Origin of the sequence: Alcanivorax sp. DSM 26293 (genome assembly GCF_900107995.1) — a bacterium.
Lineage (GTDB): Bacteria > Pseudomonadota > Gammaproteobacteria > Pseudomonadales > Alcanivoracaceae > Alcanivorax.
On the sequence record NZ_FNUM01000007.1, the window covers coordinates 149820 to 165612 of the forward strand.

General features: G+C 59.3%; 14 protein-coding genes. 2 read left to right on the top strand and 12 right to left on the bottom strand.

Going from position 1 to position 15793, the window contains the following annotated elements:
- Nucleotides 1-146 precede the first annotated feature (146 nt).
- Both C4S63_RS13420 and C4S63_RS13425 read right to left on the bottom strand, forming a co-directional pair.
- The gene (locus C4S63_RS13420) at nucleotides 147-686 is read right to left on the bottom strand and encodes a DUF2058 domain-containing protein (RefSeq protein ID WP_062817156.1); all 540 of its coding nucleotides are present in this window, start codon (nucleotides 684-686) and stop codon (nucleotides 147-149) included.
- Between the two features lie 14 nt (nucleotides 687-700).
- Nucleotides 701-1231 carry a DUF4262 domain-containing protein gene (locus C4S63_RS13425; protein WP_062817157.1) on the bottom strand — a complete coding sequence of 177 codons (531 nt, stop codon included), beginning with the start codon at nucleotides 1229-1231 and terminating at the stop codon, nucleotides 701-703.
- 150 nt (nucleotides 1232-1381) lie between these two features.
- Between C4S63_RS13425 and C4S63_RS13430 the strand changes: the two genes are divergently transcribed.
- Nucleotides 1382-2122: a TIGR04219 family outer membrane beta-barrel protein gene (locus C4S63_RS13430; protein ID WP_103917864.1), complete on the top strand. Its 741-nt coding sequence runs from the start codon at nucleotides 1382-1384 to the stop codon at nucleotides 2120-2122.
- Between the two features lie 66 nt (nucleotides 2123-2188).
- Here C4S63_RS13430 and C4S63_RS13435 read toward each other — a convergent pair whose 3' ends face one another.
- The 9 genes from C4S63_RS13435 to thiC all read right to left on the bottom strand — a co-directional run bounded on the left by C4S63_RS13435 (nucleotide 2189) and on the right by thiC (nucleotide 12777).
- On the bottom strand, nucleotides 2189-3118 hold the full coding sequence (locus C4S63_RS13435; RefSeq protein ID WP_103917865.1) for an acyltransferase: 930 nt from the start codon (nucleotides 3116-3118) through the stop codon (nucleotides 2189-2191).
- A 247-nt stretch (nucleotides 3119-3365) separates the two neighbouring features.
- The gene (gene parC, locus C4S63_RS13440; protein WP_103917866.1) at nucleotides 3366-5606 is read right to left on the bottom strand and encodes a DNA topoisomerase IV subunit A; all 2241 of its coding nucleotides are present in this window, start codon (nucleotides 5604-5606) and stop codon (nucleotides 3366-3368) included.
- A gap of 56 nt (nucleotides 5607-5662) precedes the next feature.
- Nucleotides 5663-6037, bottom strand: a complete 375-nt coding sequence (locus tag C4S63_RS13445) for a GxxExxY protein (RefSeq protein ID WP_200819545.1) — start codon at nucleotides 6035-6037, stop codon at nucleotides 5663-5665.
- A gap of 104 nt (nucleotides 6038-6141) precedes the next feature.
- Nucleotides 6142-8028, bottom strand: coding sequence for a DNA topoisomerase IV subunit B (parE, locus tag C4S63_RS13450; RefSeq protein ID WP_103917867.1), 1887 nt, complete (start codon nucleotides 8026-8028; stop codon nucleotides 6142-6144).
- An 82-nt stretch (nucleotides 8029-8110) separates the two neighbouring features.
- Nucleotides 8111-8701: a YqiA/YcfP family alpha/beta fold hydrolase gene (locus tag C4S63_RS13455; protein ID WP_103917868.1), complete on the bottom strand. Its 591-nt coding sequence runs from the start codon at nucleotides 8699-8701 to the stop codon at nucleotides 8111-8113.
- Between the two features lie 134 nt (nucleotides 8702-8835).
- A complete protein-coding gene (gene cpdA / locus C4S63_RS13460) occupies nucleotides 8836-9642 on the bottom strand; it encodes a 3',5'-cyclic-AMP phosphodiesterase (protein WP_063509855.1) in 807 nt (268 codons plus the stop codon).
- 180 nt (nucleotides 9643-9822) lie between these two features.
- Nucleotides 9823-10284 carry a DUF1249 domain-containing protein gene (locus tag C4S63_RS13465; protein WP_062817164.1) on the bottom strand — a complete coding sequence of 154 codons (462 nt, stop codon included), beginning with the start codon at nucleotides 10282-10284 and terminating at the stop codon, nucleotides 9823-9825.
- The gene (locus C4S63_RS13470) at nucleotides 10281-10910 is read right to left on the bottom strand and encodes an NUDIX domain-containing protein (protein WP_103917869.1); all 630 of its coding nucleotides are present in this window, start codon (nucleotides 10908-10910) and stop codon (nucleotides 10281-10283) included. Before C4S63_RS13470 ends, C4S63_RS13465 begins: the two co-directional genes overlap by 4 nt.
- Nucleotides 10903-12777 carry a phosphomethylpyrimidine synthase ThiC gene (gene thiC, locus C4S63_RS13475; protein ID WP_103917870.1) on the bottom strand — a complete coding sequence of 625 codons (1875 nt, stop codon included), beginning with the start codon at nucleotides 12775-12777 and terminating at the stop codon, nucleotides 10903-10905. The genes C4S63_RS13470 and thiC overlap by 8 nt, the downstream gene beginning before the upstream one ends.
- A gap of 164 nt (nucleotides 12778-12941) precedes the next feature.
- On the opposite strand from thiC, the gene C4S63_RS13480 reads away from it, so the two are divergent.
- Nucleotides 12942-14369: a TolC family outer membrane protein gene (locus tag C4S63_RS13480; protein WP_103917871.1), complete on the top strand. Its 1428-nt coding sequence runs from the start codon at nucleotides 12942-12944 to the stop codon at nucleotides 14367-14369.
- 145 nt (nucleotides 14370-14514) lie between these two features.
- Here the strand turns inward: C4S63_RS13480 and waaA are convergent, their stop codons facing one another.
- Nucleotides 14515-15786: a lipid IV(A) 3-deoxy-D-manno-octulosonic acid transferase gene (waaA, locus tag C4S63_RS13485; RefSeq protein ID WP_103917872.1), complete on the bottom strand. Its 1272-nt coding sequence runs from the start codon at nucleotides 15784-15786 to the stop codon at nucleotides 14515-14517.
- Nucleotides 15787-15793: the final 7 nt, after the last annotated feature.

Consider the following 15793-nt stretch of genomic DNA (forward strand, 5'->3'; position numbering starts at 1 on the left):
GGAAGGGCGCTCCTACAGCAGCCTTGTAGAAAGCACCGGGACCAGGGAACTTCCCATACCTTTCCCATCCAACCGAGCATAGCTTGTAGCTTGTAGCTTGTAGCTTGTAGCTTGTAGCTTGTAGCTTATAGCTCGCGCTCAGCGCCCTACCACATCAGATCATCGGGAATCGGGAAGTCCTTGTAGGGATCATCCTCGTCCACGGCATTTTTGCCACGCTCGTTGAGCAGTAGTACGGCATTCTCGTCGCGCTGGCGAATCTTCTCCGCCACCACGGTGGGCACCAGCTCATAGCCATCGCCCAGTGCCACAATGGCAATCTGACCCCGCTCCAGCTGGGCCTGCTGTTTGGCGGTAACCCAGGCCTTCTTGATCTTCTTGTCCTGCACGAACTGGTAGGCCACATCACCGTGCTGACGGTCCAGACGGCTTTGTTCAATCATCTGCTTGATCTGGGCGGCGATCTCTTTCTTCTCGCGCTCGGCCTTGCGGGCGGCTTCGCGCTGACGGTCCGCCTCGGCTTTTTCTTCCCGCTGGCGACGGGCCCGTTCCGCCGGGTCTTCCAGTTCAATCTCGCCACGCTTGGCCTGGTTGGCCTCCTGGCGCTTCTGCTGCTTGGCACGGCGGGCCTTCTTCTGGTCCGCCAGACCGGCTTTCATCAATTGTTCTTGCAGGGAGTTGGCCATGTTGCGCTCCAAACTCAACGACGATTCTGGGTTAACGGGGAGGCCGGCGCCGCCCCCAGCAGGGGCTGGGCCCGATGGAACCGGGTATCGTAACCGGGCTGCCACGGGAATACGCCCTTGGGGTCGGGCCAGACCATCTGCAGGGCCGGATACGGGGCCGGCAGGCTCTGGTAAAACCAGTTGGCGAAGCCCAGGTATTCCTTGTAATGCGGAAAGGCCACCGGCAGGAACATGACCTCCAGACCATCGGCGATATCGTTATACAACCGGTAGGGCTGGTAGGGCTTGTTAAGACCACGAATGCGCACTGCAGCGCTGTCCAGCAGGCGGCTGGCCAGGGAATCCTTGAGCCCCAGCACGATCAGTTCCGGGTGATTCAGGTTGAGGAAATGTCCCACGCTGAAGGTGTACCCGGGCTGCCCGTCACCGCCAGGCACCGCAAAGTGGTGCCATCCCTTACGCTGGATATCCGCCAGCAGGTCCTTGTCTTGTGCATCTTCCGGAGCCGGATAGCGGAACTTTCCGGGCATTTCATCTAGAAACATAGGTAACTGTCAGCAGGCGCCGGGGCGAACCTGCCTGGCCCCGGCCAATAAATCGTAATTGTTGTGGGCATGGTACCAGAATCCCTGTGGACTTGGTGACACCCTTGCAGACCTGCAATACTGACTTTTCACCCACAAGCAGGAGTTTCCATGAAACGTATCAGTCTGCTGGCTGCCGGCCTGTTGGCCGCGCCCCTGGCCTGGTCGGCACCGGGCATTGCCGTCTACGCCGGGGGTTACAGCTGGGACACCGAGTTTGAAGGCACGGTGGCGTCCGGTGGCGAAGATATCGATATGCAGGACGACCTGGGCTTTGAGGAAGCCAACCAGCAAGTGCTCTATCTGGGCGTGGAGCATGCCGTGCCGCTGATTCCCAATGTGCGGGTGCGCAGCCTGGATCTCTCTGATGATGCCAGTAACCGCCTGCAACGGACCTTTGTGTTCAATGGCCAGCTGTTTGTGGCCAACACCAAGGTGGAAACCGACATTGATCTGGATATCCTCGACGGCACCCTCTACTACACGCCGCTGGATAATGCCCTGAAAGTGAATCTGGGGCTGACCGTCCGCAAGATCGAGGGCAGCATCAGCCTGGACAGCCTGCTGGCCAGTTCCACCAAGAATTTCGACGAAACCCTGCCCATGCTGCATGCCTCCGGCCGGCTCAACCTGCCGGTGCCCGGCGTCTATGTGGGCGGCGAGATCGATACCATCAGCTACGATGGCAACACCTTACGGGATCTGACCGCTCGCATCGGCTGGCGTTCGGATTTCCTGCTGGGCGTGGAGCTGGGTTACAAGCACATGGATCTGGAGCTGGATGATGTCAGCGATCTGGACGCGGATCTGGACATGGGCGGCCCCTATCTGGCGGCCTCACTGAGCTTCTAGGCACAGACCGGACTGGCATTGCCCCTCTCGCCCCATGAAAGAGGGAGCAATGCCTTTCGCGGCGCGTTACTCGCTACTGGCGCGTTCCCCCGACAGGGCCCTGTTACCCCTTTCCTGCTCTGCCATCTGCACCAGACGCGCATCCTTTTGCGCCCACAGATCACTGACCCACTGTTGCATTTCCGCCCGGAAGACCGGATCTTCCTGGTAATCACTGCGCCACAGGGCCGGGTCCAGGGCCCGGGTCTGCACATCGATCACCACCCGCGACACCCGACCGCAAAGCAGGTCCCAGAACCCTGGTGGAGTTCCCTCCGGGTAAAGAATCGTCACATCCAGCAGGGCATCCAGATTGTCGCCCAGAGCGGCCAGCACAAACGCTACTCCGCCGGCCTTGGGCTTGAGGAGATGCCGGTAAGGGGATTGCTGATCGCGATGTTTTTCAGGTGTAAAGCGGGTGCCCTCCAGGAAGTTCACCACCGTCACCGGTATCCCCTGGAATTTCTCACAGGCCTGCCGGGTAATCTCCAGATCCTTGCCCTTCAGGTGCGGATTCTTGTCCAGAAACGCCTTGCTGTAACGCTTCATGAAAGGGTAATCCAGCGCCCAGAACGCGAGCCCCAGAAACGGCACCCAGATCAGTTCCTTCTTGAGAAAAAATTTGAAATAAGGGGTCTTGCGATTGAACGCCTGCACCAGGGCAGGAATATCCACCCAGGACTGATGGTTGCTGACCACCAGATAGGAGGTATCACTGCGCAAGTCCTCCACCCCGCGAATATCCCACTGGGTAGGCGTCATCAGCGCAAAGATGCCCTTGCAGATCTCGGCCCAGGTTTCAGCGATACCCATAACCACAGAGGAGCAGATCTGGCGGGCTCGCGCGCCCGGTAGAATCACCTTGAGCAACGCCACCAGCATCATGGGGCCAATCAGCACCAGCGTATTCAGCAGTAACAATATTGCGGTGATAACGCCTGTTATCGTGGCACCCATGCACACACTCCTGTTCTTTTTACTCCGTCAGCAAGGTTATTAAACCCGCTTCTCACAATCACGCAAGTGTGTCGGACAAGGGGCAGGCATCTTCGCGATGCAAGCATCGCTTCCCACAGCGCACCCTTACGGTATGGGAATCATCTTTCACATGACGAACCTGGCTTCTGTATGAGCCGTGACAAAGCAAAAAAAAAACGGCACGCTGAGGCGTGCCGTTTTTTTATTACTCAGTGATGAGGTGAGACTATTCGCCTTTACGCTCCACCGCCATCTGGTCCACATTCTGGAAACCACGCGGCAGCTTGGCACCGCGGCGGCCCCGCTCCCCGTAATAGTGCTCCAGGTCGCTGGCCTTCAAGGTCAGGTGGCGTTTGCCGGCATGGATGGTAAGGGCATCCTGCGGCCCCAATACCTGCATGTCCTGCACGAACTCCACCCGGTCGGCCACCCGGGCAGCAGGGATGGACATCATCTTGTTGCCCTTGCCCCGTGCCATCTCCGGTAGTTCCTTCACCGGGAACACCAACAGACGGCCTTCGTTGGAAACCAGCGCAATCAGATCGTCCTCGGTGGACGCAATCGGCTTCGGCGGCAGCACCCTGGCGCCCTTGGGCACCGACAGCACCGTCTTGCCTGCCTTCTTGTTGGCCAGCAGATCCCCGTAGCGCACCACGAAGCCGTAACCGGCATCGGTACTCATCAGGTAGGCATCCTTTTCCTTGCCCATCACCGCCGCCATAAAGCTGGCCCCGGAGGGTGGGTTGACGCGGCCGGACAGGGGCTCGCCCTGGCCACGGGCACTGGGCAGGGTATGGGCCGGCAGGGAGTAACTGCGGCCGGTGCTGTCGATGAAGCACACGGGCTGGTTGGATTTACCCTGGGCCGAAGCCTTGTACTTGTCACCGGCCTTGTAGCTGAGGCCGACCACGTCCACATCATGCCCTTTGGCAGAACGCACCCAACCTTTCTCGGACAACACCACGGTCACCGGATCGGCGCTGACCAGATCGGTTTCATCCAGCGCCGTTGCCGCATCACGCTCTACCAGCGGAGAGCGACGGTCGTCACCATACTTGTCCGCATCTTCCTGCAGTTCCTTGGCCACCAACTTTTTCATCTTGGCGGTGGACCCCAGTGTTTCTTCCAACTTTTCCCGTTCTTCGTTGAGCTCATCCTGCTCACCACGGATCTTCATTTCCTCGAGCTTGGCCAAGTTGCGCAGCTTCAGTTCGAGGATGGCTTCCGCCTGGCGATCAGAAATACCGAAACGCTCCATCAGCACCGGCTTCGGTGCGTCTTCGGTACGAATAATATGGATCACCTCATCGATATTGAGGTAAGCGACCAAATAACCTTCCAGCAGGTGCAAGCGCTCCAACACCTTGTCGAGACGATGCTGCAGACGCCGGCGCACAGTGACCATGCGGAATTGCAACCACTCGTTGAGAATCATATCCAGGCTTTTTACCTGCGGCCGGCCATCGATGCCGATCATGTTCAGGTTCACCCGGTAGTTCTTTTCCAGATCCGTAGTGGCAAACAGGTGACTCATCAACTGCGGAATATCCACCCGGTTGGAACGCGGTGTGATCACCAGGCGGGTGGGGTTCTCATGATCCGACTCATCACGCAGATCGCTGACCATGGGCAGCTTTTTCTTCTGCATCTGGTCGGCGATCTGTTCCAGCACCTTGGCGCCGGACACCTGGTAGGGCAAGGCAGTGATGACGATGTCCCCTTCCTCGCGCTCATACACGGCACGCTGCTTGAGTGAACCCTTGCCTTCCGCATACATGCGGATGATGTCGTTCTGGGAAGTAATCACCTCACCCTCGGTGGGGAAATCCGGCCCCTGGATGTACTGCATCAGATCATCCAGAGAGGCACCCGGGTCCTTGAGTAGATGGATACAGGCATTGGCCACTTCACGCAGGTTGTGCGGTGGAATATCCGTGCTCATGCCCACCGCAATACCTGTGGTGCCGTTCAGCAACACATTGGGCAGACGGGCCGGCAACAGCTTGGGCTCGTCCATGGTGCCGTCGAAGTTGGGCACCCATTCCACCGTGCCCTGGCCCAATTCGGAAAGCAGCACTTCCGCATAGGGGGCCAGTTTGGATTCGGTGTAACGCATGGCAGCGAACGATTTCGGGTCGTCCGCGCTACCCCAGTTCCCCTGGCCATCCACCAGCGGATAGCGGTAGCTGAACGGCTGCGCCATCAGCACCATGGCCTCGTAACAGGCGGAATCACCATGGGGATGATACTTACCCAGTACATCGCCCACGGTACGGGCGGACTTCTTGTACTTTGCGGTGGCCTTCAATCCGAGCTCACTCATGGCGTAAACAATACGCCGCTGCACAGGCTTGAGGCCGTCACCGATATTGGGCAGCGCCCGGTCAAGAATCACGTACATGGAATAATCCAGGTACGCTTTTTCGGTGTAATCCCTTAAGGGAAAACGTTCAAATTCATCAGCCATTTTTCAGCTCTTTTTTATTTACCACAGAGGACACAGAGGTCACTGAGGAAAAACATTCAAATTACAAAGCGTTTGATACCGTGAACAAGCTTGGGGACATTGAAATTAATCAACAGTCCTCTCCTGATCTTTGCCAGTCGCATATAGGTGATCACCTGAGCACCATGGAGATCAGAAAGCGCTTTTACGCTTTTCAGCTCCACCAGCACCTGACCTGCCACAATCAGGTCTACGCGGTAATCACATTCCAGCTTGCAGCCCTTGTAATAAACAGGAATAGCAACCTGGGAGACTGTAGTCAGTCCTGCCTGATTCAGCTCATGCAGCAAACATCGCTCATAAACTGATTCCATAAAACCAGGCCCCATATGCCGGTGCACTTCGATAGCACAGCCAATAATGGTTCCTGTCAGCTCATCGTTTTCCAGCATGGCTTCCTTTCCAATGCTGCTTCGATTTACCACAAAGAGATCAGAGCGCACGAAGAGATTTATCTTTTCATCTCTGTGAACTCTGTGCCCTCTGTGGTGAAAAATCAGATCTCAGCCAGATTCCCTTTCTCTTCCAGCCAGATTTTGCGATCGGAGGCGCGCTTCTTGCTCAGCAACATATCCATCAGCTGGTGGGTGTCGTCGCCGCCGGTCACTTCCAGACGTACCAGCCGGCGGGTGTCCCGGGCCATGGTGGTTTCGCGCAGTTGTAGCGGGTTCATCTCGCCCAGGCCCTTGAAGCGGGTGACATTGACCTTGCCGCGTTTCTTCTCGGCCTTGATGCGGTCCAGCACCCCTTCGCGCTCTTCCTTGTCCAGGGCGTAGTACACGTCCTTTCCCACATCGATGCGGTACAGCGGAGGCATGGCCACGAACACATGACCGTTCTTCACCAGCGCCGGGAAATGGCGCAGGAACAGGGCGCAGATCAGGGTGGCGATGTGCAGACCGTCAGAATCCGCATCGGCGAGGATACACACCTTGCCGTAACGCAGGCCGCCCAGATCATCACTGCCCGGCTCGATACCCAGTGCCACAGCGATATCGTGAATTTCCTGACTGCCCAGCACCTCGGCGGAATCCACTTCCCAGGTGTTCATGATCTTGCCGCGCAGGGGCATGATGGCCTGGTAGACCCGGTCCCGGGCCTGCTTGGCAGAGCCTCCCGCCGAGTCCCCTTCCACCAGAAAGATTTCACTCTGGGAAGGGTCGTCGCTGGTGCAGTCAGCCAGCTTGCCGGGCAATGCCGGGCCACTGGTGACTTTCTTGCGAGTGACTTTCTTGGCAGCGCGCAGTCGCTTCTGGGCATTGTTGATGCACAGGTCCGCCAGCTTCTCGGCCTCATCGGTGTGCTGGTTCAACCACAGGGAAAACGCATCCTTGACCACGCCGGAGACAAACGCGGCGGTCTGCCGGGAACTGAGACGCTCCTTGGTCTGGCCAGCGAACTGCGGGTCCTGCATCTTGACACTGAGCACATAGGCAACCCGGTCCCAGATATCTTCCGGGGTCAGTTTGACACCACGGGGCAGCAGGTTGCGGAACTCACAGAACTCGCGCATGGCTTCCAGCAAGCCAGAGCGCAGCCCATTCACGTGAGTCCCCCCCTGGGGAGTGGGAATCAAGTTAACGTAGGATTCCTGCACCAGCTCGCCACCTTCCGGTAGCCACATCACCGCCCAGTCCACCGCTTCGGTTTCTGCGCTCATGGCGCCATTGAAGGGTTCATCCGGTACCCGCTCCCAGCCCCGGCCGGATTCCAGCAGGTATTCGATCAGGCCATCGGCGAACTGCCAGCTGTCGGTTTCGCCGCTGACCTGGTTGTCCAGGGTGACCAGCAGGCCCGGGCACAACACCGCCTTGGCGCGCAGCAGATGCTTGAGCCTGGACACGGAAATCTTCGGGGAATCGAAGTATTTGGCATCGGGCCAGAAACGCAGAATCGTGCCGGTGTTGCGCTTACCGACGGTGTCGACCACTTCCAGGTCGCTGCGTTTTTCGCCATCACCGAATTCCATGCGGTGCAGCTGGCCATCCCGTTTCACCAGGATCTCCAGCTTGGTGGACAGGGCATTCACGACCGAGACGCCCACCCCGTGCAGACCACCGCTGAACTGGTAGTTGTTGTTGGAGAACTTGCCGCCGGAATGCAACGTGGACAGGATCACTTCCACACCAGGCTTTTTCTGCACCGGGTGCATGTCCACCGGCATGCCGCGACCATCATCTTCCACTTCCACCCCGCCATCCTTCAGCAGCGTGACCTTGATGGATTTGGCATGGCCGGCCAGGGCTTCATCCACGGAGTTGTCGATGACTTCCTGGGCCAGGTGATTGGGGCGGGAGGTATCGGTGTACATCCCCGGGCGCTTGCGCACCGGGTCGAGGCCCGACAACACTTCAATATTTTCGGACGTATACGTATTGGCCATAGATTTTCCAGAAGCGCCAGACGCATGACGCCAGACGCTGAACGCTTGGCAAGATCAAGCGTCTGGCGTCTGGCCTCGGGCATCAGGCGTGTATTTCAATACCACAAAACCGCAGTATCAGCGGAATGAAGGCGTCAAAGTTATCAAAGCCGTGGCTGCCACCCAAGCCGCAATAGCGGTGACAGTCCCCGTAATAGTCCCAGCCGTCTTCCCAATCGAGGGTTTCATCGCCGGTCTGGGTGAGCAGAAGCAGGTTTTCCGGCTGGCTGATGGCCGGCACTTCATAGCGCTTCAGCTCGTCCAGCCAGGCCGGATTGAATTCCCAGGCCTCGCCGGTGTGATAGTTATGCTGGATACCTGTGTATTTGTCCAGTAGTCGCCATGGTCGAACGGCAGGATTTACGATTACCGCCTGCAAATCATGGTGCTCGGCCAGCCAGGTGGCATAGAACCCTCCCAGGGACGAACCCAGCAGCGCCACCGGACCCGCTCCGGCAATCACCGCATCCAGCTCCGCCATGGCTGCCTTGGGCTCCACCGGCAGCGCCGGCACATGCAACCGCTCCGGACAACCGGCGCGCTCGAACACCTCTCGCAACAGGGTCGCCTTGTGGGACGCCGGGGAGCTGTTGAAGCCGTGGATATAGATGAGAGAGGTTTCGGGAACCGACATGAGAAGAGCCAATTGATAATTGAGAATGGATAATTGATAACGAAAGAGCCTCTCAGGCCCCGGACAAGTTGTCCATTATCAATTGAGGATTCACGGTTTTAGCTATCAATTATCCATTCTCAATTATCAATTAATCAGTATCCCTTGACGCTGAAGTCCACCTCAAAGGTAATCCCCTCCACCCGACTGACAGCGGTGTCGATGCGGCCATCCGGATACAGGTCCAGCCAGCGGTAACCGGGATTGCTCTCGTCCACGGCGAAGTCTTCGCTTTTCGGTTTGAACTGCACACAGGTACTGGGCACGGCCAGCAGGCGGACGCCATTGCGCTGGTCATCGTATTCCTGGTGCACGTGACCCCAGATAATGGCGCGCACACGGGGGTGGCGGTCTATGACGGCAAAAAACTGCTCGGCGCTGCCCACCACCTGAGTGTCCAGCCAGGCGCAGTCCATGGGCACCGGATGGTGATGCAGGCAGACCATCAGGTGTTCACCACGGGCGTTGGCCAGGGCCTCATCGAGAAATTTCAGGTCTTCGTCAAACAGGTCACCGGGGACTTCGCCAGGAATGGTGGAGTCGAGCATGACAATGGTCCAGTTGCCGATCTCCAGCACACAGGGACTCATACGCTCGCGGTCACAATCCAGGGCCTGCAGCATGGGGGCCGGTTTGTCGTGGTTGCCTTCCAACCAGTAAACCGGCGCGCTGAACGATGACAGGGCCTGACCGAGTCGCTGGTAGGATTCAAAGGAGGCATCCTGGGAGAGATCCCCGGTGGCCAGGATCAGGTCCGGGCTGGGCTGCTCGCGACGGATCAGTTCCAGCACTTTTTCCAGACTGAACTGGGTATTCAGACCCAACAGCTTGCCTTGCGTATCGGCAAACAGATGGCAGTCCGATAACTGCACCACTCGAAGGGGCTGCAACTGCTGCGTCAAGATCCCCGCTCCCGTCCTCGATTTATTATTCCCGTTTGGGGGGCCAAACACCGCCTCCCGAGCATTCCCTCAATACTCTTCAATCACTTATAACCAAGATGATGGCACTTTTCTAGGAAAGACGTTCCAGATCAGGAAGTGGTTAGCAATTCTTTACAGCCGCATGCATTCCGGCAGCATTCAGGAATTCCCGGTCACTCGCTGGCGCCAGTCCTGACCGCCATCGCGCCCATGATCATGGACATGACGTAGCCACTCGGCCAGAAAGCGGTTCCATTGCACTTTTTCATCACGCTGGTGCATATGGCGGTTGGGGTAGGCGTAGCGGGCATTCACCCGCCGGAAGGGGCGCGCCTCGGTGACTTCCGCCAGCCGGGCATCGTGATAAAGCCGCACCGTCAGCCGCGATGCCGGCAGCACATCCAGTAACTCCTGATCCTCCAGGCGCACGGTGGTGGTGTAGGGGGAGCGCTCCAGCACTCGCATCTGCAAAGTGTGGGTGTGGTGGCTGTGGCCCAGCTCCACATTCATGCTGTCGCGCTCTCCCATGGCATTCATCAGCGGCAACATGCGGGCATAGTTTTCCTCGCACTGACTCATCAGCGCGCGGAAATCCAGCCGGTAGCGGTCGCGTCGCTTCATGCGCTTTCCCAGGCCGCATCCAGCCGGTCGCGGTGCAACAGCAACCACTGCAAGGCAATCAGGGATGCCGCGTTATCCACCAGGCCGGATTCCAGCAAGGAGGGGATTTCGGCCACCGGCACGGTCACCGCACGAATATCTTCCCCCTCGTCCGGGCAACCAAAGATGCCGCCTGCATCAGCAAGATCCGCATGCCCCACAAACACCTGCAGACGTTCGTTGGTGCCACCCGGGCTGGGCATGTAGGCGGCAATGGACTCCATTTCACCCAGGGTAATACCGGCTTCCTCCACGGCTTCGCGGCGGATCAGGTCGGCGGCGCTTTCCCCGTCCTTGTCGGCGATGCCGGCGATCAACTCCAGACACCAGGGAGACTGCCGCCACTCCAGTGCCCCCACCCGGAACTGCTCCACCAGCAGGATTTCACCCCGACGGGGGTCATAGGGCAGCACCGCCGACGCCCGGGGACGCACGAACAATTCCCGGCGCACCGGCTTGCCCCAGCCACCGTTATATTGCTTGTGGCGCAGGGTCAGGGTGTCGACCCGGAAGAAGCCCTGGAACGGGGTATCGCGCTCCAGGATTTCCACGTCATCGGGGCCAAACGGCGGCGTCAAATCACTCATTGGCTTCATGGTAAAGGGCACTGCCCTTTTCACGGAATTCCCGGGATTTTTCTTCCATCCCCGCTTCTGCCTGCGCGACCTGGGCACGGCCATCGCCATAGGTATCGCGCACTTCCTGGCTGATCTTCATGGAGCAGAACTTGGGCCCGCACATGGAGCAGAAATGCGCCACCTTGTGAGCCTGCTTGGGCAGGGTCTCGTCGTGGAACTGGCGCGCCCGGTCCGGGTCCAGCCCCAGATTGAACTGGTCTTCCCAGCGGAACTCGAAACGGGCCTTGGACAAGGCATTGTCACGCAACTGGGCGCCAGGATGCCCCTTGGCCAGGTCCGCCGCATGGGCAGCAATCTTGTAGGCAATGATGCCCTCTTTCACATCTTCCCGGTTGGGCAGCCCCAGATGCTCTTTGGGCGTCACATAGCAGAGCATGGCCGTGCCATACCAGCCGATCATGGCGGCGCCAATGGCGCTGGAGATATGGTCGTAGCCAGGGGAGATATCAATCGTCAGCGGGCCCAGGGTATAGAACGGCGCTTCGCCACAGTGCTTCAGCTGCTCGTCCATATTGGCCTTGATCATGTGCATGGGCACGTGACCGGGGCCCTCGATCATCACCTGCACATCGTGCTGCCAGGCAATCTTGGTCAGCTCACCCAGAGTACGCAGCTCGCTGAACTGGGCCTCGTCGTTGGCATCGGCAATGGAACCGGGGCGCAGGCCATCGCCGAGACTGAAGGTCACGTCGTAGGCCTTCATGATCTCGCAGATCTCTTCGAAATGGGTATAGAGGAAGCTTTCCTCATGGTGCGCCAGGCACCACTTGGCCATGATCGAACCACCGCGGGACACAATGCCGGTAACCCGGTTGGCGGTCATCGGCACATAGCGCAGCAGCACGCCGGCGTGGATGGTGAAGTAACTCACCCCCTGCTCGGCCTGCTCGATCAGGGTGTCGCGGAAGATTTCCCAGGTCAGGTCTTCGGCCACGCCGTTGACCTTTTCCAGCGCCTGGTAGATGGGCACGGTGCCGATGGGCACCGGCGAGTTACGCAGAATCCACTCGCGGGTTTCGTGAATATTGTCACCGGTGGACAGGTCCATCACCGTGTCACCGCCCCAGCGGGTGGCCCAGGTCATCTTGGAGACTTCTTCCTCAATGGAAGAGGTCACCGCCGAGTTGCCGATGTTGGCGTTGATCTTGGTGAGGAAGTTGCGGCCGATGATCATCGGCTCGATTTCCGGGTGGTTGATGTTGACGGGGATCACCGCCCGGCCCCGAGCCACTTCATCACGGACGAACTCCGGGGTAATTTCCGCCGGAATCGCCGCGCCGAAGCTCTGCCCCGGATGCTGGTTCACCGGCAGGCCCGCTTCGCGATGCTCACGCAGCCGCTGATTTTCGCGGATGGCGATATATTCCATCTCGGGAGTGATGATGCCCTGGCGCGCGTAGTGCATCTGGCTGACATTCTTGCCGGCGCGGGCGCGGCGAGGAATGCGCGTGTGCTCAAAACGCAGGCCGGCCTTGGCCACGTCGTTGGCCCGCTTGCGGCCATACTCGCTGGTCAACCCGGCCAGCTGCTCGGTATCATCCCGCTCATCAATCCAGGCAGCCCGAATAGGATTCAGCCCTTTACGGATGTCGATTTGAGTATCCGGGTCGGTATAGGGACCAGAGGTATCATAAACCGACAGCGGTGGGTTATCCTCGAACTTTCCGTCCGCCAATGGGGTCGGATGCTGTTGGATTTCTCGCATGGGGACACGAATGTCCGGGCGCGATCCCGTGACATAGATCTTTCGTGAACCCGCGATAGGCTGGCAGGATTCGTCAATGGCGTTGGCGATGGGGCGCTGATCGTCTGGCACGTCGGCCTCCAGAAGCAAATAAGAGAAATTCAGGAATGGCGGACACTATACGCCAGCGCCCAACAGCCGAACAACCGCGGAACTGGCCCAAACAGGCGGTGTTAATTTTCTGTACTTGCCAGTACCATAATGATTAACCAGACACACAAAAAGAGTGCACCAGAATGAAGCGTAGCCCGGCAACGCCCCTAGTTCTTCTTCTTACCTCACTGGCCAGTGCCGTTCAGGCCGCTGACCTTACTGAAGTCGCCAACGCAGCCTGGAGCTACGACGGCACCTGGCGCGCCGCCCGCCAGACCTGGGAAGCGGATCAGGAAACGCTGGTACAGGGGCGGGCCGCGCTGCTGCCGACCATCGATGCCAGCCACCGCCATTCGGAAATCAACCAAACCTACGAATCGACGGGTGACCTGGAGATAGACGGTAGATCTCGTTCCACCTCGGTGACGCTAACGCAACCGCTGTTCCGCCTGGATGCCTTCTACGGCTACAAGGAAGCCAAGTCGCTGACCTCCGTAGCCCAGGCCGAGTTCTACCAGTCCCGCCAGGATTTCGTGCTGCGCGTGGCGCAGGGCTACTTCGGCGTGCTGCGCGCCTGGGACACCCTGGTGTCCGCCCAGGCCGAGGAGAAGGCGATCAGCCGGCAGCTGGAACAATCCCAGGAACGTTTCGACGTGGGCCTGGTGGCCAGCACCGATGTGGAAGAAGCGCGCGCCGCCTACGACCTGGCCCGGGTGAACCTGATCGTCGCCGAGCAGGAATTCGATATCGCCCGCGACCAGTTAGAAACACTCACTGGTCGTAAATGGGAGACGCTGGCGGAGTTGCGCGACAATCTGCCGATGGAGGGGCCGCAACCGTCAAAAATGAATGCCTGGATCGATAAGGCCGCGTACCAGAATCCGCAGATTCTCGCCGCCCGCTACAGCGCCAAAGCAGCGGGTTTTACGGCCGACCGACAACTGGGGGCCATGCTTCCAAAGGTTCAATTGTTCGCTGAGTATCAGCACAACCACAATACCGATCCAAGCGTCTCGGGAGGCGATCCCGGCAATCAACTCACGCAATTCTACTCGACGCAACCGGACACTAATTCAAAGACTATCGGCATTGAAGTAACCGTGCCGCTGTTCCGCGGTGGCGGCCTCAACAGCCAGCGCAAGCAGGCGGCCCTGCTCGCCGACGCCGCCGGCCAGCGGTACCAGCAGACGATTCGCGACATCAGCCAGCAGGCGCGCACGTTCTACCGCACCGTGGAAGCCGACGCCCTGCGCGTGGAAGCCCGCCGCCAGGCGATCCGCTCCACCCGTTCCGCCCTGGAAGCCACCCAGTCCGGCTACGAAGTGGGCACCCGTAACGTGGTCGACGTGCTCAACGCCCAACAGGCGCTGTACGCCGCCGAGCGCGACTATGCCAACGCCCGTTACGACTACATCATCAACTCCCTGACCCTGAAATCCACCACCGGCGACCTGCAGCAGGGCGACCTGGCGGCCATCAACCAGTGGCTGTCAGAGACCGACACCCTGAACATCTACCAGCCGGATCTGGAAGGCCGCAGCGACGCCCTGGTACCGGACGCGCGATACTGAAAGAGCAATTAATAGTTAATAATGAATAATTAATAACGACGCGCTTACAGCGCATGCCCTGCTGAAAGCAAAGAGGCCGCGCCCAACTCTGGGCGCGGCCTCTTTGCTTTCAGGATAAAAAAACGTTGTCTCACGAAACTATTAATTATTCATTATTAACTATTAATTTCCCGACCAACCCCAGCCCTTTCTCCAGTGCCCCACGATTGGCTTCGACAACCGCCGCCGCTGCCTGCCCCTGATGCTGGCGTTGCGCCGGGTTACGGAACAGGCCCTGCAGGGTAATGGCCAGGGCATCCGCATCCTCTACCAGGGTCAGGGCGCCAGCGTCATCCAGCAGCCCCGAGATGGCGGTGAAGTTGTGCAGGTGCGGGCCAGTCACAACCGGCTTTCCCCAGCCTGCGGGTTCCAGCAAATTGTGCCCCCCCACCGGCACCAGGGAACCGCCCACAAAGGCCACGTCCGCCACCCCAAACAGCATCAACAGCTCCCCCATGGTATCAGCCAGGTACACCTGGGTGTCCGCGGTGACGGTGTCCTGTTTGCTTCGCCGGGCCAGCCCCAACCCTTGCTGACGGATCAACTGGGCGACGCCGTCGAAACGCTCCGGGTGCCGGGGCACCAGCACCAGCAAGGTCTGCGGTGCCGTTTCCAGCAACGCCTTGTGCGCTGCCAGCACCGGCTCGTCTTCACCGGGATGGGTACTGGCGGCGATCCACACCGGACGCTCGCCAATAGCGGCACGTAAATCCCCTGCCGCCTGACGCACAGCATCATCCAAACTCATGTCGAATTTCACGCTGCCGATGGCATGGACCCGTTCCGGCCAGGCACCCAGAGCCACATAGCGTTTCGCCTCCACCGGGGTCTGCACCGCCAGGGCATCGAAGCGCGCCATCATGGGCCGCACCAGACGGGGAAACTTGCGGTAGCCCCGGTAGCTTTTCTCCGACAGCCGCCCGTTCATCAGCATCAGTTTGGCTCCGTGACGCTTCACCGCCGCACACAGGTTGGGCCACAACTCGGTTTCCAGCACGATCACCGTTTTCGGATCAAAAGCGCGCAGAAAACGGTTCAATGCCGTGGGCAGCTCCCAGGGGCAATACACATGGGTCACCCGGTCACCGAACAGGGCTTTCACCCGCTCCGAACCGGTGGGCGTGGTGGTAGTCACCAGCAGCGGCGTATCCGGGTAATCCGCCAGCAACCGCTCGATCATCGGCACCGCCGCCAGGGTTTCCCCCACCGACACCGCATGAACCCAGAGACTGTTTTTCAGGGTACCGGGCCGGTATCCCCAGGCCATGCGCTCCTTCCAGCGCTGACGATAGGCCGGCGCCTGCCGCCCGCGCAGCCACAGCCGCAGGAACAGAAAGGGAAGCAGCAGATACCAGAGGGCGGAATAAAAAATACGCATAGGGCTT

What these genes read in the sequence shown, in the direction of transcription:
- C4S63_RS13445 (WP_200819545.1), bottom strand. Translation starts at nt 6,037, where the DNA reads ATGCTGGAAAACGATGAGCTGACAGGAACCATTATTGGCTGTGCTATC.
- C4S63_RS13420 (WP_062817156.1), bottom strand. Translation starts at nt 686, where the DNA reads ATGGCCAACTCCCTGCAAGAACAATTGATGAAAGCCGGTCTGGCGGAC.
- parC (WP_103917866.1), bottom strand. Translation starts at nt 5,606, where the DNA reads ATGGCTGATGAATTTGAACGTTTTCCCTTAAGGGATTACACCGAAAAA.
- C4S63_RS13455 (WP_103917868.1), bottom strand. Translation starts at nt 8,701, where the DNA reads ATGTCGGTTCCCGAAACCTCTCTCATCTATATCCACGGCTTCAACAGC.
- C4S63_RS13465 (WP_062817164.1), bottom strand. Translation starts at nt 10,284, where the DNA reads ATGAAGCGACGCGACCGCTACCGGCTGGATTTCCGCGCGCTGATGAGT.
- C4S63_RS13435 (WP_103917865.1), bottom strand. Translation starts at nt 3,118, where the DNA reads ATGGGTGCCACGATAACAGGCGTTATCACCGCAATATTGTTACTGCTG.
- parE (WP_103917867.1), bottom strand. Translation starts at nt 8,028, where the DNA reads ATGGCCAATACGTATACGTCCGAAAATATTGAAGTGTTGTCGGGCCTC.
- C4S63_RS13470 (WP_103917869.1), bottom strand. Translation starts at nt 10,910, where the DNA reads ATGAGTGATTTGACGCCGCCGTTTGGCCCCGATGACGTGGAAATCCTG.
- C4S63_RS13425 (WP_062817157.1), bottom strand. Translation starts at nt 1,231, where the DNA reads ATGTTTCTAGATGAAATGCCCGGAAAGTTCCGCTATCCGGCTCCGGAA.
- C4S63_RS13480 (WP_103917871.1), top strand. Translation starts at nt 12,942, where the DNA reads ATGAAGCGTAGCCCGGCAACGCCCCTAGTTCTTCTTCTTACCTCACTG.
- waaA (WP_103917872.1), bottom strand. Translation starts at nt 15,786, where the DNA reads ATGCGTATTTTTTATTCCGCCCTCTGGTATCTGCTGCTTCCCTTTCTG.
- C4S63_RS13430 (WP_103917864.1), top strand. Translation starts at nt 1,382, where the DNA reads ATGAAACGTATCAGTCTGCTGGCTGCCGGCCTGTTGGCCGCGCCCCTG.